This is a genomic window from Romboutsia sp. BSD2780061687b_171204_C1 (assembly GCF_015560225.1).
Taxonomy (GTDB): Bacteria; Bacillota; Clostridia; order Peptostreptococcales; family Peptostreptococcaceae; genus Romboutsia_C; species Romboutsia_C hominis.
Genome location: NZ_JADMRK010000001.1, coordinates 285,355 through 308,349 on the forward strand (window position 1 = coordinate 285,355; position 22,995 = coordinate 308,349).

Annotated in this window: 20 protein-coding genes; 16 read left to right on the plus strand and 4 right to left on the minus strand. The window is 27.3% G+C overall.

What is annotated here, in order from left to right:
• Positions 1-500 precede the first annotated feature (500 nt).
• Genes rbsK through rbsB form a run of 5 tightly spaced genes read left to right on the plus strand, consistent with a single transcriptional unit; the run spans position 501 to position 5,185 of the window.
• Positions 501-1,409, plus strand: a complete 909-nt coding sequence (gene rbsK, locus I2H23_RS01485) for a ribokinase (protein WP_195580906.1) — start codon at positions 501-503, stop codon at positions 1,407-1,409.
• A 3-nt stretch (positions 1,410-1,412) separates the two neighbouring features.
• Positions 1,413-1,808: a D-ribose pyranase gene (gene rbsD, locus I2H23_RS01490; protein WP_166505019.1), complete on the plus strand. Its 396-nt coding sequence runs from the start codon at positions 1,413-1,415 to the stop codon at positions 1,806-1,808.
• Between the two features lies 1 nt (position 1,809).
• On the plus strand, positions 1,810-3,303 hold the full coding sequence (gene rbsA, locus I2H23_RS01495; protein ID WP_166505020.1) for a ribose ABC transporter ATP-binding protein RbsA: 1,494 nt from the start codon (positions 1,810-1,812) through the stop codon (positions 3,301-3,303).
• 2 nt (positions 3,304-3,305) lie between these two features.
• Complete coding sequence (rbsC, locus tag I2H23_RS01500; RefSeq protein ID WP_166505021.1) at positions 3,306-4,280, plus strand: ribose ABC transporter permease; 975 nt, start codon at positions 3,306-3,308, stop codon at positions 4,278-4,280.
• Positions 4,281-4,291: 11 nt separating this feature from the next.
• Positions 4,292-5,185, plus strand: coding sequence for a ribose ABC transporter substrate-binding protein RbsB (rbsB, locus tag I2H23_RS01505; protein WP_195580907.1), 894 nt, complete (start codon positions 4,292-4,294; stop codon positions 5,183-5,185).
• A 121-nt stretch (positions 5,186-5,306) separates the two neighbouring features.
• Here rbsB and I2H23_RS01510 read toward each other — a convergent pair whose 3' ends face one another.
• Complete coding sequence (locus I2H23_RS01510; protein WP_195236901.1) at positions 5,307-5,657, minus strand: cupin domain-containing protein; 351 nt, start codon at positions 5,655-5,657, stop codon at positions 5,307-5,309.
• 151 nt (positions 5,658-5,808) lie between these two features.
• Here I2H23_RS01510 and I2H23_RS01515 point away from each other — a divergent pair, with 151 nt between their 5' ends.
• From I2H23_RS01515 to I2H23_RS01540, 6 genes are all read left to right on the plus strand, one after another.
• The gene (locus tag I2H23_RS01515) at positions 5,809-6,105 is read left to right on the plus strand and encodes a hypothetical protein (RefSeq protein ID WP_195236902.1); all 297 of its coding nucleotides are present in this window, start codon (positions 5,809-5,811) and stop codon (positions 6,103-6,105) included.
• Between the two features lie 179 nt (positions 6,106-6,284).
• Positions 6,285-6,791 carry a superoxide dismutase family protein gene (locus I2H23_RS01520; RefSeq protein ID WP_092926812.1) on the plus strand — a complete coding sequence of 169 codons (507 nt, stop codon included), beginning with the start codon at positions 6,285-6,287 and terminating at the stop codon, positions 6,789-6,791.
• Between the two features lie 614 nt (positions 6,792-7,405).
• The gene (locus I2H23_RS01525) at positions 7,406-8,077 is read left to right on the plus strand and encodes a hypothetical protein (RefSeq protein ID WP_195580908.1); all 672 of its coding nucleotides are present in this window, start codon (positions 7,406-7,408) and stop codon (positions 8,075-8,077) included.
• A 145-nt stretch (positions 8,078-8,222) separates the two neighbouring features.
• Entirely contained in the window at positions 8,223-10,340 is a 2,118-nt protein-coding gene (locus I2H23_RS01530) for a DNA topoisomerase III (RefSeq protein ID WP_195580909.1), read from the plus strand.
• A gap of 178 nt (positions 10,341-10,518) precedes the next feature.
• Complete coding sequence (locus I2H23_RS01535) at positions 10,519-11,478, plus strand: alpha/beta hydrolase (RefSeq protein ID WP_195580910.1); 960 nt, start codon at positions 10,519-10,521, stop codon at positions 11,476-11,478.
• Between the two features lie 83 nt (positions 11,479-11,561).
• Positions 11,562-12,137 carry a hypothetical protein gene (locus tag I2H23_RS01540; protein ID WP_195236907.1) on the plus strand — a complete coding sequence of 192 codons (576 nt, stop codon included), beginning with the start codon at positions 11,562-11,564 and terminating at the stop codon, positions 12,135-12,137.
• A gap of 32 nt (positions 12,138-12,169) precedes the next feature.
• Here the strand turns inward: I2H23_RS01540 and I2H23_RS01545 are convergent, their stop codons facing one another.
• Positions 12,170-13,408, minus strand: coding sequence for an NAD(P)-dependent oxidoreductase (locus I2H23_RS01545; protein WP_092926802.1), 1,239 nt, complete (start codon positions 13,406-13,408; stop codon positions 12,170-12,172).
• Positions 13,409-13,702: 294 nt separating this feature from the next.
• On the opposite strand from I2H23_RS01545, the gene I2H23_RS01550 reads away from it, so the two are divergent.
• The 4 genes from I2H23_RS01550 to I2H23_RS01565 all read left to right on the plus strand — a co-directional run bounded on the left by I2H23_RS01550 (position 13,703) and on the right by I2H23_RS01565 (position 17,876).
• Complete coding sequence (locus I2H23_RS01550) at positions 13,703-14,563, plus strand: hypothetical protein (protein WP_195580911.1); 861 nt, start codon at positions 13,703-13,705, stop codon at positions 14,561-14,563.
• A gap of 167 nt (positions 14,564-14,730) precedes the next feature.
• Complete coding sequence (locus I2H23_RS01555) at positions 14,731-15,807, plus strand: peptidylprolyl isomerase (RefSeq protein WP_195236908.1); 1,077 nt, start codon at positions 14,731-14,733, stop codon at positions 15,805-15,807.
• 245 nt (positions 15,808-16,052) lie between these two features.
• A complete protein-coding gene (locus I2H23_RS01560; RefSeq protein WP_195236909.1) occupies positions 16,053-17,627 on the plus strand; it encodes a hypothetical protein in 1,575 nt (524 codons plus the stop codon).
• A gap of 42 nt (positions 17,628-17,669) precedes the next feature.
• Complete coding sequence (locus I2H23_RS01565; protein ID WP_195236910.1) at positions 17,670-17,876, plus strand: hypothetical protein; 207 nt, start codon at positions 17,670-17,672, stop codon at positions 17,874-17,876.
• Between the two features lie 27 nt (positions 17,877-17,903).
• Here I2H23_RS01565 and I2H23_RS01570 read toward each other — a convergent pair whose 3' ends face one another.
• Both I2H23_RS01570 and I2H23_RS01575 read right to left on the minus strand, forming a co-directional pair.
• On the minus strand, positions 17,904-18,254 hold the full coding sequence (locus I2H23_RS01570; RefSeq protein ID WP_166505029.1) for a hypothetical protein: 351 nt from the start codon (positions 18,252-18,254) through the stop codon (positions 17,904-17,906).
• 178 nt (positions 18,255-18,432) lie between these two features.
• On the minus strand, positions 18,433-19,524 hold the full coding sequence (locus tag I2H23_RS01575) for an AI-2E family transporter (RefSeq protein ID WP_092926793.1): 1,092 nt from the start codon (positions 19,522-19,524) through the stop codon (positions 18,433-18,435).
• Positions 19,525-19,682: 158 nt separating this feature from the next.
• Between I2H23_RS01575 and cspBA the strand changes: the two genes are divergently transcribed.
• A complete protein-coding gene (gene cspBA, locus I2H23_RS15410) occupies positions 19,683-22,988 on the plus strand; it encodes a bifunctional germination protease/germinant receptor pseudoprotease CspBA (protein WP_271932900.1) in 3,306 nt (1,101 codons plus the stop codon).
• Positions 22,989-22,995 lie beyond the last annotated feature (7 nt).

Consider the following 22,995-nt stretch of genomic DNA (forward strand, 5'->3'; position numbering starts at 1 on the left):
CTAAAACATAATTGTTTTAGTTCATTTTTTTCGCTTAAGGGAATTATGATACTTCATAAATTGTGGATAACTATTGAAATTAAGTAATACTAATTAGTTTTATGAGCGTAAAAAAGACATTTTGAGCAACGGACGAAGTCGTTGGCGACATGAGCGCAGCGAATTTTTTACATACAAGGAAATTATATTAGTTATAAAACTATTGATAATAAGTAAGATATACTAATAAGTTTAAAATGTAAAAAATGATATTTTGAGTAACGGACAAATTTGTTGGCGGACATAAGCTAAGCGAATTTTTTATATAAGAGTATATTATTAAAATATAATTATATACTTTTATATAAAATTAGAGTTGTAATTGATATAAAATGTAAAAAAATATATATAAATATATAAATATGTTGCACTTAATAAATAAATATGATACTCTATAGGAAAGATAAAATGAATATTAAAATAGAAATGATATATATATTATAAAAATTAGGAGGAACATTGTGAAGAATATATGCGTTATAGGTAGTCTAAATATGGATTTAGTTGTAAATGTAGAAAAGATGCCAAAAGCAGGACAAACTTTATTAGGAAGTAATTTCAAAGAAGTTCCAGGCGGAAAAGGAGCTAACCAAGCGGTAGCTATGGCTAGGTTAAATGGAAATGTAACTATGATTGGTAAAGTTGGAAATGATAGCTTTGGAGAAACTTTAGTAAACTCATTAAAAAAAGATAATGTAAATACTGATTACATACAAGTAGAAAAAGGTCCAAGTGGTGTAGCACTTATAACGGTAGATAAGAATGCACAAAACTCTATAGTAGTAGCACCAGGAGCTAATTATAAATTAACTAAAGAAGATATAGATAAAAATATAGATGCGATAAAGAATAGTGATATAGTAGTAGTTCAACTTGAAACTCCATTAGAAACTATAAAATATGCTCTTAAAAAAGCTAAGGAATTAGGTAAGTATACTATATTAAACCCAGCACCAGCAGTAGTTTTAGAAGATGAGATAATAGAAAATGTAGATTTATTAACTCCAAATGAAACTGAACTTGAAATAATAAGCCAAAAATCAATAAGTAATGAAGATGATATAAATGAATGTGCACAAATAATGATAAACAAAGGTGTAAAAGAACTTATAGTAACTTTAGGTTCTAAGGGAAGTTTATATATAAATAAAGAAACATCAATGTTTAAAAAGGCATATAAAGTTGAAGCTATAGATACTACAGCAGCAGGTGATAGCTATACTGGAGCTTTAGCTGTGGCAATATCAATTGGCAAAGATATGGAATATGCTATGGATTTTGCTTCAAAGGTTGGAGCATTATCAGTTATGAAAGAAGGTGCTCAAAGTAGCCTACCAACATTAATAGAAGTTGAGAACTTTAGGGGGTAAATTATGAAAAAAACTAAACTGATAAATAGTGAAATATCATATACTATATCTAAAATGGGTCATACTGATAGTTTAACTATAGGAGATTGTGGACTTCCGATAAGTGATGATGTTAAAAAGATAGATCTAGCATTAACTCATGGAGTACCAAGTTTTATAGATACTTTAGATGTAGTACTAGAAGAATTATGTGTTGAGGAGATAATAATAGCTAGTGAAATTAAAGAAAGAAACGAAAAAATATATAAAGAAATATTAAAACGATTTGAAAATGTAAAAGTTACGGAAGTTAGTCATGAAGAATTTAAAATGATGACTAATAACAGTAAAGCTTTTGTTAGAACTGGGGAGTGCAGTCCTTATGCTAATATAATATTAAAATCAGGAGTTGTATTTTAACATGAAAACACCTATTTTGAAAATGACAAATATAGTAAAAGAATTTCCAGGAGTTAAGGCACTAGACGGGGTTAATCTAGAGCTTTATGAAGGAAAAGTTATGGCTTTGATGGGAGAAAATGGAGCGGGAAAATCTACACTTATGAAAATATTAAGTGGTGTATATAAAAAGACAAAAGGCCAAATTTACTATAATGGAAAAGAAGAAGATATAAAAGGGCCTAAAGATGCAGCTGATAAAGGAATTGCAATAATACATCAAGAGCTTAACTTAGTAAATGATTTAAGCATAGGCGAAAATATATTTTTAGGAAGAGAACCTAAAAATGGACTTAAAATAGACTTTAATAAACTACATAGTGATAGTCAAAAGTTACTTCAAAAGTTAAATGTAGAGACTAGTTCAAAATGTCTTGTAAAAAACTTAAGCATAGGTCAAAAGCAAATGATCGAAATTGCAAAAGCTTTATCATTAGATGCAAAGATAATAATAATGGACGAGCCAACAGATGCACTAACAGATAAGGAAACTGAGAGTTTATTTAAGGTTATAAATGAGTTAAAAGAAGAAGGAAAAGCAATTGTATATATATCACATAGACTAAAAGAAATATTTGAAATATGTGATTATATAACTGTACTAAGAGATGGAAAATATGTAGGTCAAGAAGAAATAAAAGATATAGACGAAGATAAAATGATAGAGATGATGGTAGGTAGAAAGCTTACAGACCAATTCCCTAGAATTGAATGTGAAAAAGGAGAGCCTATACTAGAGGTTAAAAATCTAAAAAATAAATTTGTAGATAATGTAAGTTTTGATGTAAAAGGTGGAGAAATAGTCGGTATATCAGGACTTATGGGGGCAGGTAGAACGGAACTTGCAAAAACTATATATGGACATATAAAAAAAGAAAGTGGAAGTATATATGTAAATAAAAAAGAGATATTTAACAGAAGCTCAAAAGACGGTTTAAAAAATAAAATAGCTTATGTTAGTGAAGATAGAAAAGGGGATGGATTAATCTTAGATTTATCTATAAGAGAAAATATGACCATATCTTCATTAAATACTATATCATCTTTATTTAAAATAAATAAGCAAAAAGAAAAAGAGATAGTAAATAGCTATATAGATAAGATAAATATAAAAACACCAAGCCAAGAACAACTTATAAGAAATTTAAGTGGTGGTAATCAGCAAAAAGTAGCAATAGCAAAAGCACTACTTACAAATCCAGATGTTTTAATTCTTGATGAACCTACTAGAGGTGTTGATGTAGGAGCTAAAAAAGAGATATATGACTTAATAAATGATTTTAAGTCAAAGGGAAAAGCGGTTATAATGATATCTTCAGAAATGCCAGAAATACTTGGATTAAGTGATAGAATATTAGTACTTAGCCAAGGAAGAATAACTGGAGAGTTTGAGAAAGAAGAAGTAAGCCAAGAAGCAATATTAAAATGTGCAGTAGAAACTAGGGAGGCAGTATAGTTATGTCATCACAATGTATACAAAATACGAAAGATAGTAAATTAGATATAAAAAATATATTAATAAAGTATAAAAGTTTAGTAGGATTATTATTGTTAGTAGGTATAGTTTCAATATTAAGTCCATCATTTTTAAGCACTAAAAATATTTTTAATATATTAAGACAAACATCAGTAAATGCAATAATAGCAGCTGGTATGACTTTTGTTATATTAACAGGAGGAATAGATTTATCTGTAGGTTCAATACTTGCTATAAGTGGAGCAATTTGTGCGAGTTTACTTGTATCAGGACAAAATATAGTAATAGCTATAGTAATATCTATATTAATAGGAGCTGTTGTTGGTTTTTTAAATGGATTTGTAATCTCAAAAGGAAAACTTCAACCATTTATAGCAACACTTGCAACTATGACAATACTTAGAGGTTTAACTTTAGTATTTACAGATGGAAAGCCTATAACATTAGGGAGTGGAGATTTAGCAATAAACTTTGGTAAAATAGGTGGAGGAGAAATATTCTCTATACCAACTCCAGCAATAATAATGATAGTAGTATTTTTAGTATGTGCTTATATACTAAATAGTACTAAAATGGGAAGATATACTTATGCATTAGGTTCTAATGAAGAAGCAACAAAGCTATCAGGACTTAATACAGATAAAATAAAAATATGGGTATACACAATAAGTGGTATATTATCAGCACTAGCTGGAGTTATAATAACTTCTAGATTATATTCTGCACAACCAACAGCAGGTACTGGATATGAGTTAGATGCAATAGCAGCAGTAGTACTTGGTGGAACTAGTTTAACAGGTGGAAAAGGTAAAATAACTGGAACTATAATAGGTGCATTAATAATAGGTGTATTAAGTAACGCACTTAATATATTAGATGTATCATCATATTATCAAATGATGGTAAAAGGTGTAGTTATATTAATAGCTGTACTTTTAGACAGAAGAAGTAACTAGGAGGAAATAAAATGAAAAAATTTCTTTCTATAATAATAACTATAATATTATCATCAAGCCTACTAGTAGGATGTAGTTCTAAAGATAATGGAGTAAAAAAGATAGGACTTATAGTATCAACATTAAACAATCCATTTTTCGTAGATCTAAAAGCTGGAGTAGAAGAAAAAGCAAAAGAATTAGGATATGAAGTAGTAGTTCTTGATTCACAAAATGACCCAGCTAAAGAAGTATCTAATATGGAAGATATAAGTGTTAGAGATGTAGATATAGTACTTTTAAACCCAGTTGATTCAGATTCAGCAATAGCATCTGTTATGGTCGCTAATAATTTAAAGTTACCAGTAATAACAGTTGACAGAGCAGCAAATGGAGGAGAAGTTATATCTCATGTTGCATCTGATAATGTTGCTGGAGGAAAAATGGCAGCAGACTTTTTAATAGAAAAACTTGGTGGAAAAGGAAATGTAGTAGAACTTGAAGGTATAGCAGGTTCTTCAGCTACAAGAGATAGAGGTAAAGGATTTGAAGATGGTATAAAAAATAGTGAGTTTAAGTTAATTGCTAAACAAAGTGCAGATTTTGATAGAAGTAAAGGACTTACTGTTATGGAAAATATCATTCAATCAAAGGATAATATAAATGCTGTATTTGCACAAAATGATGAAATGGCTTTAGGTGCTCAAAAAGCATTAGAAGATGCTAATATGAAAGATGTATTAGTAGTTGGATTTGATGCAACAGATGATGCAGTTGAATCTGTTAAAAGTGGGAAAATGGATGCAACAGTGGCACAACAACCGATACTTATAGGAGAAACAGCTGTTGAAGCTGCCAATAAGGTTATAAAAGGTGAGAAAATAGATAAATATATACCAGTCGAATTAAAGTTAGTAAAAAAGTAATTCAATAAAACCTAAATATAAATTGTAAGTATACAAAAAGCTTGATTTTAACAATCAAGCTTTTTTGTTTGTAAGGATTTTATATTAAGTATAAAATTATTTACAACTTTTAATAAAAATTTTATTTATCTTTATATTCAGCACCAGCATTAACTTTAGTAACTTGAACAGCAATCATATCTTCTTTATCAGAGTTTTTAATGCCATGCCATTCATTTGCTTTTACAAAAACTGTACATCCAGTATGAACATTATGTTCTTTTTCTTCAACAGTCATAACTCCAGAGCCTTTTAAAAAGAAAAATATTTGCTCTCCATTTGGATGTCTATGCATTGCCAAATCTTGATTTGGCTTAAAATAATAAACTTCACAAGTGATATCGTTACCAGAAAATACTGGCGTCTTAGGGACTACAGTATCATTGAAATTTGCAGCTTGTGGGTCTAGTAAATGTTTATGATTTGATTCCATAAAAAACCTCCATATATATACGTAATTGAAAATATTTTTCTCAAAATATAAAAATTATATTCAATTAATAAATTTTAAACTATTAGAAATAATTATTTTTATAAATATGGTATAATATTAAAGAGACATAAGGATAGGAGAGACTGATAATATGGATATATTAATAACTCAAGAAGCTAAAAAACAATTTGATAAAATATTAGAAAATAGCAAGCATAAATATATAAGAATATATAAAAATCGTCCATCTATATATGAAGATGCAAAATTAGACTTTATGTTAGACGAAATGAAGGAAGATGATGTACTTCATGAAGTTGATGGATATAAGATAATAATAAATAAAAGATTGGATTGCCAAATATTTTTTATGAATATATCTTATGGCGGGCTAATGAGTAGAGATAAGTTCTCTATAGAATGTGACATTGGACTATTACACTTTTAATTAAAAAATCTCCATCAAAATAAGATGGAGATTTTTTATTTTTAAATCATTAAAAATTAATTACGTCAAAATCTCATAAAAAGCATCTAAAATTATATGAAATAAATATTAACATTCTATTAATGTAAATCATAAGATATATAGCGATAGAAATGTATTTCATTATAAGGAGGTGCATCATGGATAATTCTTGCCCAAAATATGATATTCAAAAAATATTTTCTGGATACAAACCATCTAAACCAAATGCATATGCTCAAATAAATGGAGGACCATTAGCATCTTGTATAAAAGGAATAGTATACCTGTATCAATTAGAAGAGGGGGTATATGTAAAGGCATATATAACAGGAATACCTAGTATAAATAATCAAACTAGTTCGTTTCATGGATTTCATATCCATGAAGTAGGCGATTGTTCAATAGAAGATAAAAATAATCCATTTACTTCTGCAAAATCTCATTATAATTCAACCAACACAGAACACCCTATGCATGCAGGAGATTTACCGCCAATACTATCTGCTAATGGAATAGGGATACTTTCTGTATTTACCAATAGGTTTACTGTAGATGAAGTTATAGGAAAATCTTTTATACTTCATGAAGGATATGATGATTTTACTTCACAACCTGCAGGAAATTCAGGAAAGCGATGGGCATGTGGAGTTATTCATTATTATTAGTAGTTAAAATCTTAAACTTTATATGATTAATATAATAAGTTGTTAAATCTAATAGGATTAGTGCGCTTAAGGATTTGATATTAGGTTTAAATAAAATGTATCACCATTAAAAAGAGTATTTAACTTTTATAATAAAAGAAAATTTTCTTATTATGATTATTCGTTTTTAAATTTTTATAAATATTAATAAAAATTTAAAAAAATATGAATTATTTTTTTAAAAATGGTTAATATATAACTACACAATTAATTGTGTATCTAAGCACACTAGATAAAAGCTCGGATTGCCGAACCTTTTACTAGTACCTATTGGGTGTTTAGAAGACGAGATATTTTATCATATTAGATAGTTCACCTAGGCTAAAACTACCTCATTTTAATCTATGGCTGTTAGCTAATAAGGTCAAAACCAATAGATGGCTAAATGCTAAGAAGCAAGTATTATCTAATAAAAGTCAAAAAGAGGGAAAAGCATATAGCTTTGTAAAAGGCAATAGATTTGATGGTTACACCATTAAATCCATTGTCTTTTATTTTGTTTTTTTATTGTAATCATATTATGCATAAAATTTGGTATGATAGTATAAATAATATAACCAAAAGGGGAGATACATATGAAAATCAAAATAGGGTTACTAGCATTAGCACTTAGTATAACATTAGTAGGATGTTCAGACGCAACAATAGAAAATAATGATAGTACAAACAAACTTAGTATAGAGGAAAATAAAGATACATATAAAGATAATAAAGAACAAGAAATTAATAAAGAAGGAATAGAAAATAGTGATAAAAATGATAATAGTATAAATACAGAAAAAGAAGAATCTATTGAAAATCTAGAAGAAATCAATAAGGAAAATATAAATATTGAAAATTCTAAAGGAGTAATAGATTTTAAATTATACACATTTGACTCTGAAGATAATGATAAAAGGATAGTACTAAAAGACATACATAATATAGATAAAGACGATACGCTAGAAAACAAAATAAATGCTTTATTATCATCTTTAAAGAAAGACTATTTTAAAGATGAAAAAGCAAATATACAATTAGAGTCAATAAATGATGGGATAGCTACAATAAACCTAGTAGATGAAAATTCTTGGAGACAACACTTCCAGGGTTCAACAGGTGGATATATAAATCAAAAGACAATAGTAGAAACACTACTACAAAGAGATTATGATGGTGAGTGGATAAAGGGTGTGAATGTTTTAATAGATGGTAAAAAACAAGAAGTTTTTGATCATGCATCATTTGAAGAAATTTTTTATAGATAAACTAAAAATATAATATAGAGGATAGTTAGCTAGAAGTTAACTATCCTTTACTTATTTTTATTATTTATGTATAAAATATGGTAATATTATAAATAGAACAACGTAGAGGCTTATTTAAATTTAGCCTAGAAGAAAGGAAATAAATATGAAAAAAACATTGGTACTAGCAGAAAAGCCTTCAGTAGGAAGAGATATAGCTAGGGTATTAGGATGCAATAAAGATAAAAATGGATATATAGAAGGAAGTAAATATATAGTAACATGGGCGCTAGGACACTTAGTAACGCTAGCAGATACAGAAAGCTATGGTCAAAAGTATAAATCATGGAATATAGATGACTTACCAATACTTCCAAAATATTTGAAAACAGTAGTTATAAAAAAGACTAGCAAACAATTTAATACAGTAAAATCTCAAATGATAAGAGACGATGTAGGTGAGATAGTAATAGCTACAGACGCAGGGCGTGAAGGAGAACTTGTAGCTAGATGGATAATAGATAAAATACAAGTCAAAAAGCCTTTAAAGCGTTTATGGATATCGTCAAATACAGATAAAGCTATAAAAGATGGATTTAACAAATTAAAAGATGCAAAAGAATATGACAATTTATACTACTCAGCAATAGCTAGAGCAGAAGCTGATTGGATAGTTGGTATAAATGCAACTAGAGCACTCACAACAAAGTATAATGCACAGCTTTCTTGTGGTAGAGTACAAACACCAACATTAGGAATGATATATAAAAGAGAAAAAGAAATAATAGAGTTTAAGCCAAGAAATTATTATGGAATAAATCTAAAATCCAATAAAGGAAATTCAGATATTTTATTTACTTGGATAGATAAAAATAATCAAAGTAGTAGTTTTAATGAAGAAAAGATAGATAAAATAATAAACAAAATAAAAGGAAAAAATTTAAAGATAATAAAGGTAGATAAAACTTTAAATAAAAAATATTCGCAAGGATTATATGATTTAACTCAATTACAAAGAGATGCAAATAAAATATATGGATATTCTGCTAAAGAAACGCTATCTATAATGCAAAAGCTATATGAACACCATAAAGTACTTACATATCCAAGAACAGATTCTAGATATTTAACATCTGATATAGTAGAAACCTTAAGAGATAGAGTTAAGGCCGTTAGTATAAGTGATTACTCTAGAGTATGTAATAAAATACTAAAGTCTAATATAAAGGCAAATAAATCATTTGTAGATGATAAAAAAGTAACAGACCACCATGCAATAATACCTACAGAAGAAAGAGTATTTTTAGGTGAGTTAAGCGACAAAGAAAGAAAAATATATGACCTTGTTGTTAAAAGGTTCTTATCAGTACTTTGCCCTCCATTTGAGTATGAACAAACGTTAATAAATGCTAGTATTGAAGATGAGCACTTTATATTTAAAGGAAATAGAGTGATAAATCTAGGATATAGAGAAAACTATAAAGACTTAGATGATGATGAAGATTATGGTAATGTAATAGTAGTAAAAGAAGGCGAAATTTTAAGTATATCAAATATTAATAAAACTATTGGAAAAACTAATCCTCCATCATATCTAAATGAAGGAAGCCTTCTTACTCTTATGGAAAAAAGTAATCTTGGAACAGTAGCCACTAGAGCAGATATAATAGAAAAATTATTTAATACGTTTGTAGTAGAGAAAAAAGGAAAAGAAATACATATTACATCAAAGGGTAAACAATTATTAGAATTAGTACCAAATGAATTAAAAACACCAGAATTAACAGCAACATGGGAAACTAAGCTTACAGATATATCAAAAGGAAAGCTTAATAAAAATGTATTTATAAATGAAATGAAAGAATACTCAAAAGATATAGTTAGAGAAATAAAGGATAGTGATAGTAAATTTAAGCATGATAATTTAACCAAAAATAAATGCCCAGAATGTGGAAAATATATGCTTGAAGTTAAAGGTAAAAGAGGAAAGATGTTAGTATGTGAAGATAGAGAATGTAATACTAGAAAGACTATATCCCAAACTACTAATGCAAGATGTCCAGTATGCCATAAGAGATTAGAACTTCGTGGAGAAGGAGAAGGAAAGACTTTTGTTTGTAGCTGTGGGCATAGAGAAAAGTTAAGTGCCTTTAACAAAAGAAAAAGTGAAGAAAAAAATAAAGCATCTAAAAAAGATATTAATAAGTATCTAAAAAATCAAAACAAAAATGAGGAAGTATTTAATAATCCATTTGCAGAGGCTTTAGCTAAGTTAAAGAAATAGTATACTAAGTGTAGATATTAAAGAATTTATAAATTATTACCTATAGTAAATAAAGCATCTTACTAAACATAGTAAGATGCTTTATTTTAATTTAAAATAAAAAACTTGTAAACATGTAGAAAAATAATAAAAAATATTGTATACTAGGTTTTAGTACTAGGTAACAAAGGAGAAAAATATGAATAAAAGCAATAAAATAAGATTAAAAGTAATAGGATTGTCTTTGACAGTATTTATAGGAGTATCTACATTTATAGGATATTTAGTTTATGATGGTTCGGTAGGTTCTAGTCAGAAAATAAAAAATGAAGATGTTGTAGAAGTATTTTCAAGTAGAGAAAATAAGCCACTAGAAAGACTTAAAAATTATGAAAATGAAGATGTATTTATAGATTCACCAGAAAATGGTTATAAAATAGAAGCTAAGCTTATAAAGTCAAACATAAAAACAGATAAGACTGTTATATTAGTTCATGGTATAGAAAGTTATTATTATGAATATTTAGATAAGGCATATGAGTACTTAGAAAAAGGATACAATGCAGTTATATATAATCAAAGACATACAGGAAATACTGGAGGAGATGATTATACTTTTGGACTATATGAAAGATATGATTTAGAAAATGTAGCTAAATTTATACATGAAAGATACCCTAATGGTTTACTTGGGGTACATGGACATTCAATGGGAGCAGGTACTGCACTTATGCACTCTAGTTTAAATGAAAAAAATAAATATGTAGACTTTTATATAGTAGATTCACCATATCATGAAATGGCTGATGCAATAAGACTTGGAATAGAGGCTGAAAATATACCACTACTTCCTGTAGGATATGCAAAATTTATGGGAGATATATACACACAAGTAAAATCAGGATTTTCCTATGAAGATGTAAAACCTTATAAAGAAGTTCAAAATATAACTACTCCAATGTTCTTAATACATGGAAAAGAAGATAAGGTATGCTCACCACAAAGTAGTAAGATAATATATGAAAATATACCGCATGATAAAAAAGAATTATGGCTTATAGATAATGTTGGGCATGTAAACGGATATGACGTATTAGGAGATGAATATTTTAATAGAATATTTAACTTTATAGATAAAAATGTAATTAATAATGGATAATAAAAAATGTTAAAATAGTAAGTTATAAACACATATTAAAATTAATATATAAATAATACAATAATAGGAAAAGAGTGATTATTATGGGTAATAAAAAATCAACGAAATATACAACATATGCTTTATATATTTTATACTCAATATCTCTTATATTATTTTTTAAAAATGGTGAAATAAGAAACATAGGTATAGCATCTTTTTGCTTGATAGCTACAATAGCGCTTCATAAGATAAATCAAAAGAATAAAAGGCTTATAAATGACAATTTATATTTAGTATTAGCCTTATTTATAATGATATCTTCTTTATTAGGTTCTTGCTATGATTTTTACGACATAAATCATTATGATGATTTTTTACATGTTTGGTCAGGTCTTATAAGTTGTAGTGTAGCATATTCATTATTGTTATTTTTTAATGATAACAAAATAAAATCTATAAGCAAAATATTTATAATTATATACCTATTTATGTTTAGCATGGGGGTAGCGAGCTTATGGGAAATAATTGAATTTTTATTAGATACTTTTATAGGAACTAATATGCAAGTAGGTGGGCTTAAGGATACAGTTATAGATATGATAGATGCTCTAATTGGTTCTTTAGTTATGATCCCTATAATAATGAGTAGTTATAAGAAATTAAATCTTATTAAATAAAAAAAAATTCCTAGATATCTAGGAATTTTTTTTTATTTAATAAATTGCTTAAGGTAGTTATCCATAGAATCACAAACTTTTTTAGCATCTACAACAGCTTCTATAACAGTCTTAGCTCCATTTGTAACATCCCCACAGGCAAATACACCTTCTCTTGTAGTTTGGCCAAACTCGTTAGTCATTAAAAGTCCATTATTTTTAGTATCAAGACCTTTATTGTTTATAACTATATTGTTTTTAGGAATTTGACTAATAGCTATTAATATGCTATCACATTCATATAGCTTTTGACTTCCTTCTATAGAAACTAAAGACTCAGTGCCATCTTCATTTAATACAACTTCAGTATCTTCAAATATTATACCTTCATCAACTATTTCAACAGGGGCCTTGAAAGTTTTAAATAAAACACCTTCATTTTGAGCTTCATGTATTTCATGCTTTGTAGCACTCATACTATCAAAGTCTCTTCTATAGAATATTTCTACACAATCTGAGCCAAAGTATTTTGCACTTCTAGAAGCATCCATTGCTACATTACCAGCACCTATTACTATAACCTTATTTCCAAGGTCATAACTTTCAGGGGATCTTAGATAGTTAATAGCATAGTGAACATGTCCAAGAGATTCACCTTTTATATCAAGTCTTCTTGGATTCCAAACACCAGTACCGATAAATATAGATTTATATCCATCCTCAAATAGTTTAGATAAAGTAACTACAGGACCTATAAGCGAGTTTATTTTTATTTTAACGCCTAATTCTTTTAGTCTTTTTTCTAATAAATCAATATTAGTTCTTGGCAGTCTAAAAGATGGTATACCATAAGTTAATACTCCACCTATTTTTTCATTTTTTTCAAATATAGTAACATCGTAGCCTCTTAAAGCTAAGTTAAGTGCAACTGTAATACCAGCAGGACCAGAACCTACAACAGCAACTTTAACACCATTTTGTTTTGGTTTTTTTAGAGTTATATCTTCTAAATATTCGCTAGATATTTCATGTTCAATATCATGAAAACGTACAGGTTCACCTTTTATGCCTTTTATACAATTACCTCTACATTGGTTTTCATGTGGACATACTATGGCACATATTGCTGATAAAGGATTATTTTCAAATAGTATTTTACCAGCTTCTTTTATTTTACCATCCTTGTATAGCTCAATAATTTGAGGGATTGGAGTATTTATAGGACAATTATTTTGACATCTTGCATTTTTACAATTAATACATTTGTTGGCTTCATTTAAGTTTTTAAGCATTATATTACCACCCTTTATTATATTATGATATAAAATATGATGTACTAAATTATATTAAAGGTATATTATATATAAATATAAAGTACACTAATTAACTCGAAATAAGTTATATTATGTTATATTATAACAGAAAAAAGGATAATTATATACAGAAATTATTACATGATACCCAAAAATCTGTGTTAAATAATTAATTAATAAAATTATAGAATTAGTTTACTAATAACGTATATTTTAGTAATATATTATAAGGCATAATACATATAATATCGACAATTTTAGGGAGGAAAAGTGTTGTTAAAGAAATTTATAAATAAGGTAAAACATTTAGTAGAACAAAATAAAGATAACTCAAAAATACATAAAAAAGATAAAGTAGTATATAAAGAAGAGATTGTAAAACCAGATAAAAATAATAAAATAAGTGAAATAAAAGAAGTTAAAAAAGATGGAATACATAATGAAGATAGGACTTATAATGAAAGTAAAGAACATAAAAAAGAAAAAATTGAAAATAAAAGTATAGAAATTGTTAGTGAAGACGATAAATGTTATATAAAAGATATAAAAATAAAAAGAGGTATGTCTATTAAATCTATAGATGTATATACAAAAGAAGAGAGAGTTTTTAAGACACATAAAGAGTGTGCTAAAAATCTAGGAATTCCTATTGAGTATATAAAGGAAAACCTAAAGTATGGATATACTGATTATCTAGGAGGAGCTATAAAGTATTTAAGTAAAGAGTTAAATCTTGAAAAAGAGTATGAAAGTTATTTGGATAGTAATAAAAAGCCCTCTCAGATTTTAACGATATTAAATAATAAAATATTTACTTCAAAAATATCAAAGGAAAAAAGAGAAGAAATATTATGTAGTGATAAATTAGACCCTGTGAAAATGCACTATATATTTGAGTGTATAGATGAAGAGTATGATGAGTATTTTAATAAATATAAATCAATAATTAAAAGAGGGGGGAAAAAGAAAGTAGAACTTATAGACACAAAAGGAGAAGTAATAGAGATATTTAAGTCTTTAGATGAATGTGCGAATCATTTAAAAAAAGATAAAAAAGAAGTTGTTAAAATGCTAAAAGAAAAAAATACAAAAGTAGGTAGATATGAAATAAGATATAGTTTAAGAAATATTTAAATTCATAATAAATTCATAAGCACTTCAATTACCATTCACTTATATATACTAAAATAATTAATGACAGAAATAAGAGTATATTACTTTATTAAATTTTAATTTTATTTACATTTCAAATAATGTAAAATATAAATAGTTATAAAAAATAGGTATTAGGGAGGATGTAAATGTCTGAAGATAAGAAAATAAATAGTTTAGATGAACATGAAATTGAAAATGAAAAGGGAGAAAAAAAAGAAGTAAAGCCAGCTAAAAAAAATAAAGGAATAGTAAAAACTGCTATGATAACTTCATTAGTAGGTATATTATGCATAGGAGTAGGATTTACTACAGGAAAAAATGTTGGAAGAAAGTTACCAGCAACACACAAAAATTATAGCGATAATAAGGTAATAGCAACAATTGGAGATACTAAAATAACGGGAAAAGAACTTGAAAAAAAGATGGAACCTTTATTTTATATAAATGGTAAAACAGAAATGACGGATGAACAAATAAAAGCTTATGAAGATAGCATGATAGATTATATGACTACAACAGAAGTATTATATTTAGAAGGTAAAAAGGATGGTATAAAAGCTACACAAGAAGAAATAGATGCTGAATATAAATCTTTAATGGAAAGTATTAGTAAACAATTTGGAATATCAGAAGAAGAATATATAAATAAATTTGGAATAAGCAAGAAAGATTCTGAAAAAGATTTAGAAAAAGAAATTATAGCTACTAAATATATAAAAAAGGCTTCAGAAGTAAGTGATAAAGAAGCTAAAAACTATTATGATAAAAACAAAGATGAATTCTTAAAGGTTAGAGCATCTCACATACTTCTTAAAACTACAGATAAAGATGGAAATGATGTAAGTGAAGATGAAAAGAAAAAGATTAAAGAAGAAATAGATAAAATACTTAAAAAGGCTCAAGCTGGAGAAGATTTTGCTACATTAGCAAAAGAATATTCTGAAGATAGTAGTAAAGACAATGGAGGAGACCTTGATTTCTTTACAAAAGGTCAAATGGTTGAGCCATTTGAAAAAGAAGCATTTGCTTTAAAAGTAGGTGAAATAAGCAAAGAACCTGTAGAAACTCAATTTGGATATCACATAATAAAAAAGACTGATGAAAAGCAAGAAAACTTTGATGATATAAAAGAAGAATTAAAGTATAAACTATCATATGAAAAACAAAGTAATGTTGTCGATAATTTAATAGAAAAGTATAATGTCCAAGTAAAAGATAGATAATATTTTGCTACAGATATAGGTATTCCTAAATCTGTAGCTTTTATTTATTGTAAAATTTTTTTATTTAACTATAAAGTTATACTTAAATGCAAGAATGATTAGAGTTTAACTTTATGGATAATAATCAAATATGATAATAAAAGGTGTTTTAAAGGAATTTTAGTAAACATATGGAATTAATATAGATATTAGTACACTAAGATTTAATCATAGGTAAAATGAATTGTCATAAAGGATGTGGTTAAATGAAGAAAGTTAGTAAAAACAGCAAGTGGTTATTCATATTAGTATCTTTACCTATATTAGTATTTTTGCAGTACTTTCTTTTTAAATTTGGAGTTTTAAGTCCTATTGTAAGAGGTATAGAACTTAAAGTAGTAAATGGAGATTATGTTACAGATATAGATGAATATACTATAAAATTAAATGATAAAGTTAAACTATCTAGTGGAGATTATATTTGTATACCATCTTATGCAAAAAAACCTGATATTTGGTTTAATGTATTAGATAGTAAGAATATTCTAGAGATAAAAGGAAATGAATTAATAGGTAAAAAAGAAGGAATATCAACTATAGGTGTTATGAAAAATCAAAGAGTACTAAGGAAAGTTAATGTAAGAGTTATAGATCCGAAAGTTGAGGATATAACGTATGATGTTGATAATAATTTAAAGTATGTAGGAGATATTGCTACTATAACATCAGAAGTTAAAGTAGACTATGACAAATTTAAGGAAAAAGAGAAAGTATTTTATGAAAGTAGTAATGAAGATGTTATAAAAATAGAGGACAATAAAATAGAAGCTGTGGGTGTAGGTAGTGCTAAGGTGTATATAAAGTCTAAAGATATGGTAGAAACTTTAAAGTATAATATACAAGCAAAGATTGCAGAAATATCTATAAGTAGTACTATAGAAGTAGGACTTGAAAAAAGTAAAAAGTTAAAACCAGATATAATAACTATGCCTGTTGGACTTAAACATCCTAAGATAAGATATGAACTAGTTGAAAATAAATTAGGAGTAGACAGAAATATAAGTCTTGATAAAAACACAGGAGTTATAACTGGAATAAAAGAAGGAAAAGAAAAGATAAGAATAATCTGTGGTGAAAAAGAAAAAATAGTAACTATAAATGTTAGTAAGGAGTCAGTTACAAGCAACAAAGTAGAGAATATAAAAGCTTTATATGAGATAGTAGATGGTAAACTTTTAGTTAAATTATCTTGGGATTATATAGATGATGTAAATGAATATTATATATACTTAAAAAATAATTCATTAAATGATCCAGATTTTAATTTATATGATTCAATAAAAGTACAAAAGGATAAATTAGATTCAAATACTGTACACAAAAATATAGAAATAGATTTAATAGATGGTAAAATACCAAATATAAGCATATACGTAGCTGGTAAGACTAAATATGGTATGACAAATCCAAGTAACACTATAAATATAAAACCAATAGATGAAGATATACAGAATGTAGAAGTTAAAAATCTAAAAGCATCTATAGATAATAATAATAATTTAGCAACACTTACTTGGGATAAATTAGATATAAAAAATGTTAAATACAGTATTTACGTTAAAAACAACTTAAATCAAGATGAAGGATTTGTGCTTTTTGAAAGCAATATAGAAAGTAATAAATATACAATAAAACTTTCTGATGAAAATGTAGACCTAGAAGTTTATGTAAAAGCTAATAAAGATGACAAATATTCAAAACATAGTAATATTGAAATTATAAAAAGAAAAGTTAGCGATGAAGATGTGGATATAGAAGAACCAGTAATAAATCATCAATAAAAAACATATAAGTAGATATACTTTATTAGAGGAGAGATGGTTTTGAGAAGAAGATATGAACAAATAAGCAGTGCTTCAAAAGACTTAGCAGAAGAAGCTTTTAAGTCATATGCAGGCAAAAGAGACTACAAAAGAGCCATTGAAATCTATTCAATATTATCTACGTATACATGTATCCCAAAAGATATATCAGACTTTTCTAAGAAGATGTTATCTAGGCTTAGTAAAAAAATCGAAGAAAATTCATAAAATAAAAGGAGTGGGTATCCACTCCTTTTATTTTTTTATATCATTTACTAGTTCTAAATATCCACTTGGATGGAAATAGTATATATCACTAGTATTTTTATCAACAAAATATCCAATATCTGTTTCTACATCTGGTAAGAATACATATCCTTCAAGATTTTTAGATTTTAGATATTCGAATTTACTAGCATCTCCTTGATATATATAATCTACTTTATCATTATATTTTATAAGAAGGTTTTTAGCATCTTCTTTAGTAAGTTCATGTTGATTATTTGAAATTGTGATAGCAGGTTGAGCAAAAACAACTTTTTGTAAAGGTTGTTGAATAATTAAACAACCACATAAGATAGATAAAACTATAATTGCCTTTTTCATAATACACCAACTTTCATAAATTATTTTAATTATATAAATATTATTTCTATAATTAAATATTAACATAATTATCAAAATATAATAGTTACACCCCTGTTACTTATGATTACAATATCGTAATTAATTTATACATAAACAGTAAATATATAAAAAATGAGTAGCATATGCTACTCATTTTTTATATATTTAGTTGATTTTGTTTATAATCAAAAAATTTATTAAGATATATCTTTATAACACCCATTATAGGAACTGATAAAATCATACCTGGTATACCAAAAAAACCGCCACCAATTGTTACAGCAAGTATAGTTAAAAATGGACTAAGCCCTAGCTGACCACCGACTATTTTAGGTTCTATAAAGGCAATCTCAACTTGTTGAACCAGCATTAAATATACTAATGAAAATATTGCTATACTAGGGTTATAAAATATATTTATTAATACGACTGGTGTCATACCAATAACAGGTCCAAAATAAGGAATTAAGTTTGTAACTCCCATTAAAACTCCAAATAATAAAGAATATGGAGACCCAATAAGCTGAAGACCTATACCTGATATTAAACCAACTATAGCAGAATCTATTATTTTTCCTGTGAAATATTTACCTATATTTTCGTTTAAGGTACTTCCAATATCTAAAGTTAAATTACAAAACTTTTGACCAAATATTACGTTTAGAGTCTTTTTATAAAATGAAAAGAAATCTTCTTTTTCGAGAATAATGTAAAAGCATATTATAAACGCTAATACAAATTGTACAATAAATTTAGATATTGAGAATGTAGTTGAAAATACTTGTCCTAAATATCCTATTAGTAAATTACTTATTTGTGGCATAGCAGAAAATAGTTTATCTCCTACTGATTTTAAAGTATTTGGATCAACATTTTTTAAGCTATCACCAATCTGTATAAGAAAAGTTTGAGTCTTTTCAGCATATAAAGGAACTTGACTTATTATATCTGCTAAACTACTTATTAATATAGGTACTGTAATGAATATGAAAGAACCTATTATAAGAAGTAAAAATCCATATGTTATACATAAAGCAAATATCCTTTTAATCTTAAACTTATTTTCTAAGAAACTAACAATAGGAGTGAATATATATGCTAATACAAATGCTATAACAAATGGAGTTAAAAGCGAAAATAAAACTTTCAAAATACCTAAGAAGTACTGATAATTATCTATAAGTTTTATTATTATATAAGAAACTACTAATGTAAGTACGAGACTTAGATTAATTTTTTTATTTTTCAAATTAATACATCCTTTCTAATCTAATATTTTATCTTAATTGATTTAAAATAAATCAATATATGTATTATACAATAAATTTAGCATAAATACATACATATATATTATAAATATTAGAAATAGCAAAAATAAATATAGGTATAAGCATAGGGGGTGTTTTTATCGAATTTGAAGTAATTGTCAGATATAATGGAGATATTTCGTTTATACAACAAGAATTAGGGGTATTCGTAGAAATTTTAGAATATAATTACGCCATAATAACAGCTGATAGTGCAGAAAAAATTGATGCGCTACTTAATTATCCTCAAATAGTATTTATAGAAAAACCATTTATATTAACCACTCAAGATGTACAAAGTTTTTCGAGAACTGGAATAACTAGGTTTAAGAATTTAAATAATCTAAGTGGAAAAGGAACAATAATAGGTATCATTGATTCGGGGATAGATTACAATTTAGATGTATTTAAAGATAATCAGGGAAATTCAAAAATACTTTATTATTGGGACCAATCAATACAGGGAAACCCTCCAGAAGGATTTAGAAATGGTACTCTTTATACAAATGAAGATATAAATAGTGCAATAAGAGGAGAAAAGATAATACCGGTATCTGCAACTAGTGCCCATGGAACTCATGTAGCAGGGATATGCGCTCAAATTGCAAATGAAGCTAAATTAATAGTTGTAAGAGTTGGAAATAGATCAACTGATGTTTTTTCTAGAAGTACAGAGTTTATGAGGGCTATAAAATTTGTATTAAATAAAGCATTAGAACTATTAATGCCAATTGTTATAAATATAAGCTATGGTAGTAATGAAGGATCTCATAGAGGATTATCGTTATTTGAACAATATATAGATGATATGTGTTCATTTTGGAAGAATAATATAGTTGTTGCAGCTGGAAATAATGCAGACAAAGGCGGACATAGAAATATAAACATAAAGCAAGATAGAGAAGTTGAAGTTGAATTTGTAGTAGGTGATTCAGAAAAGATACTAAATATAAATATATGGCCTGACTTTATTGATAATTTTAGTGTTAGGTTGGTAAGTCCATCTAACGCTAAAACGCAAGAAATATCATTAACATCAGGAGAAATAAGAAATATAATAGGTGCAACTAGAATAAAAGGATACTTTTACCCTATAGCACCATATTCTCTTATAAGAAGGGTTACTCTTCAAATGACATCGAATACATTTATAAATGCGGGAATATGGAAATTGGTATTTACGCCTATAGATGTAGTCGTAGGAAATGTAAATATATACCTACCAACGTCAGAAGGAATAAGCAAAGATACTAGATTTTTAGGTGCAGATAAAAATTTGACTGTAACTGTTCCAGGAACTGCAAGTAAGGTAATAACTGTTGGAAGTTTTAACTCAAGAACTGACAATGTATCTGTATTCTCAGGAGAAGGGGATATAGAAAGAAATGTAATTAAGCCAGACTTACTAGCTCCAGGAGAAGATATACTATCAGTATTACCAGGTGGGAGTTTAGGTGCTTTAACAGGAACGAGTATGGCTACTCCACATGTGACTGGCTCGGCAGCGCTCTTAATGGAATGGGGAATTGTAAATAGAAATGATTTATTTTTTTATGGTCAAAAGTTAAGAGCATTTCTTATAAAGGAAGCTAGAAGAAACCCTGTATATAGATACCCAAATAACTCTATGGGATACGGCCTTTTTGATTTATCAAATGTAGATTTGAGTAGTATGTCTCAAATGAATAATGAATACGATTTTTTATATAGAAGTAATAAAAAAAAAGCGAAAAAGCTTAGAAGACTAGAAATTCCAGACGATATAAAAACATATATTCAAATTTTTCATGGACCTGGATTTGAAGAAGAATTAAAAAAAACAAATTTAGATTATAAGTTTTATCCTATAAGTGATAAAAATGGAATATTAATGATACCTTTAGGAGAACAAAATAAGATTAGTACAATAAAACGTTTAAGCTCTTATAAAACCTCAGAACCTATAATAACAATGAACTCACTAGGAACTATAACTAGAGGGATAGAGAACGGAGTTGTAGCCACAGAGGAAATTGGTGCAAATTTTTTTAAAGATAATATAAATATAAATTTAACCGGTAAAGGTGTATTAATAGCTATAATCGATTCTGGAATAGATTACTTACATGAAGATTTTATATATCCAGACAGAACATCTAAAATATTATATTTATGGGATCAAACTAAAGATGGTAGACCACCAAATGAGTTTTATATAGGTACAGAATATACAAGAGAAGAAATAAATAAAGCAATTTTAGAAAATGATAAGTCTTTGTCAGTAGATGAAGAGGGAACAGGTACAATGTTAAGTGGTATATGTGCAGGACTTGGAAATATAGATAAACGATATGAAGGTGTAGCTCCAGATGCAGAGTTGATAATCGTAAAACTAAAAAAAATTGATGGAAATTATAATAATGCACTTGTAGAAGCTGCGATGGATTATGCCTATAAAAAAGCAGCAGAAGCGAAAATGCCTTTGGTAATAAATATATCTTTAGGAAGTAATGACGTAGTAGGAGCTACACAGAGGATATTATCAGATACACCATTATTTAGTAGAGGAGTATGCCTTGTATCTGCAGTTGGAAATGAAGGCAATACTAGAACTCATGCTACAGGAGTGATTAATTTTAATGGAGATGAGCAAGATATAGAATTGGAACTTGCTGAAGATGAAGAATTTCTTGATATTAATTTATGGATAAATAAACCAGATAAGGCTAGTGTAGCAGTAATATCACCAAGTGGAGAAGTAAGTAAGTTCATTGAAGTTGAAAATTTTAATGAAGTAACGGGAATATTTGATTTTGAAGGTACATGGTATGCAATAACTTATATATATCCAACATCGTTTTCAGGTCAGCAAAAAACTATAATAAGACTAAAGAATGTAACAAAAGGTGTATGGAAGATTAGATTAAGAGGAGAATACATAAGTAATGGAATCTATAATATATATCTACCAAATAGAGTGCTTATAAAACCAGGGACTCAGTTTAGAGATTCAAGTCCAAATAATACTATAAATTATCCTTCTACATATAGTGATGTTATATCAGTAGGAGCATATAACATAATAAATAATAGTTTATGGCCACCTACTTCAAGAGGACCAACTATAAATGGTTTGTTAAGGCCAGACATAATAGCTCCAGGGGTAAACATAATATCAACATACCCAGATAATAAGTATGCCACTATAACTGGAACTGCAGCATCAGCTGCGTATGTATCTGGAGCTGTTAGTTTTTACTTACAGTACACATTAGTTGAAGGCTATTATAAACAAAAATCATTCACAACAATGATAAGAACTTTTCTTCAGGCAGGTGCAAAAAGAAATAAGGAAATAATTTATCCAAATGAAAGTTATGGATATGGAGAGCTAGATATAATTGGAATGTTTAATCAATTAAAATAAAGTTAGA

Coding starts and splice junctions, on each gene's coding strand:
- rbsD (WP_166505019.1), top strand. CDS start 1,413: ATGAAAAAAACTAAACTGATAAATAGTGAAATATCATATACTATATCT.
- rbsA (WP_166505020.1), top strand. CDS start 1,810: ATGAAAACACCTATTTTGAAAATGACAAATATAGTAAAAGAATTTCCA.
- rbsC (WP_166505021.1), top strand. CDS start 3,306: ATGTCATCACAATGTATACAAAATACGAAAGATAGTAAATTAGATATA.
- rbsB (WP_195580907.1), top strand. CDS start 4,292: ATGAAAAAATTTCTTTCTATAATAATAACTATAATATTATCATCAAGC.
- I2H23_RS01510 (WP_195236901.1), bottom strand. CDS start 5,657: ATGGAATCAAATCATAAACATTTACTAGACCCACAAGCTGCAAATTTC.
- I2H23_RS01515 (WP_195236902.1), top strand. CDS start 5,809: ATGGATATATTAATAACTCAAGAAGCTAAAAAACAATTTGATAAAATA.
- I2H23_RS01520 (WP_092926812.1), top strand. CDS start 6,285: ATGGATAATTCTTGCCCAAAATATGATATTCAAAAAATATTTTCTGGA.
- I2H23_RS01525 (WP_195580908.1), top strand. CDS start 7,406: ATGAAAATCAAAATAGGGTTACTAGCATTAGCACTTAGTATAACATTA.
- I2H23_RS01530 (WP_195580909.1), top strand. CDS start 8,223: ATGAAAAAAACATTGGTACTAGCAGAAAAGCCTTCAGTAGGAAGAGAT.
- I2H23_RS01535 (WP_195580910.1), top strand. CDS start 10,519: ATGAATAAAAGCAATAAAATAAGATTAAAAGTAATAGGATTGTCTTTG.
- I2H23_RS01540 (WP_195236907.1), top strand. CDS start 11,562: ATGGGTAATAAAAAATCAACGAAATATACAACATATGCTTTATATATT.
- I2H23_RS01545 (WP_092926802.1), bottom strand. CDS start 13,408: ATGCTTAAAAACTTAAATGAAGCCAACAAATGTATTAATTGTAAAAAT.
- I2H23_RS01555 (WP_195236908.1), top strand. CDS start 14,731: ATGTCTGAAGATAAGAAAATAAATAGTTTAGATGAACATGAAATTGAA.
- I2H23_RS01560 (WP_195236909.1), top strand. CDS start 16,053: ATGAAGAAAGTTAGTAAAAACAGCAAGTGGTTATTCATATTAGTATCT.
- I2H23_RS01570 (WP_166505029.1), bottom strand. CDS start 18,254: ATGAAAAAGGCAATTATAGTTTTATCTATCTTATGTGGTTGTTTAATT.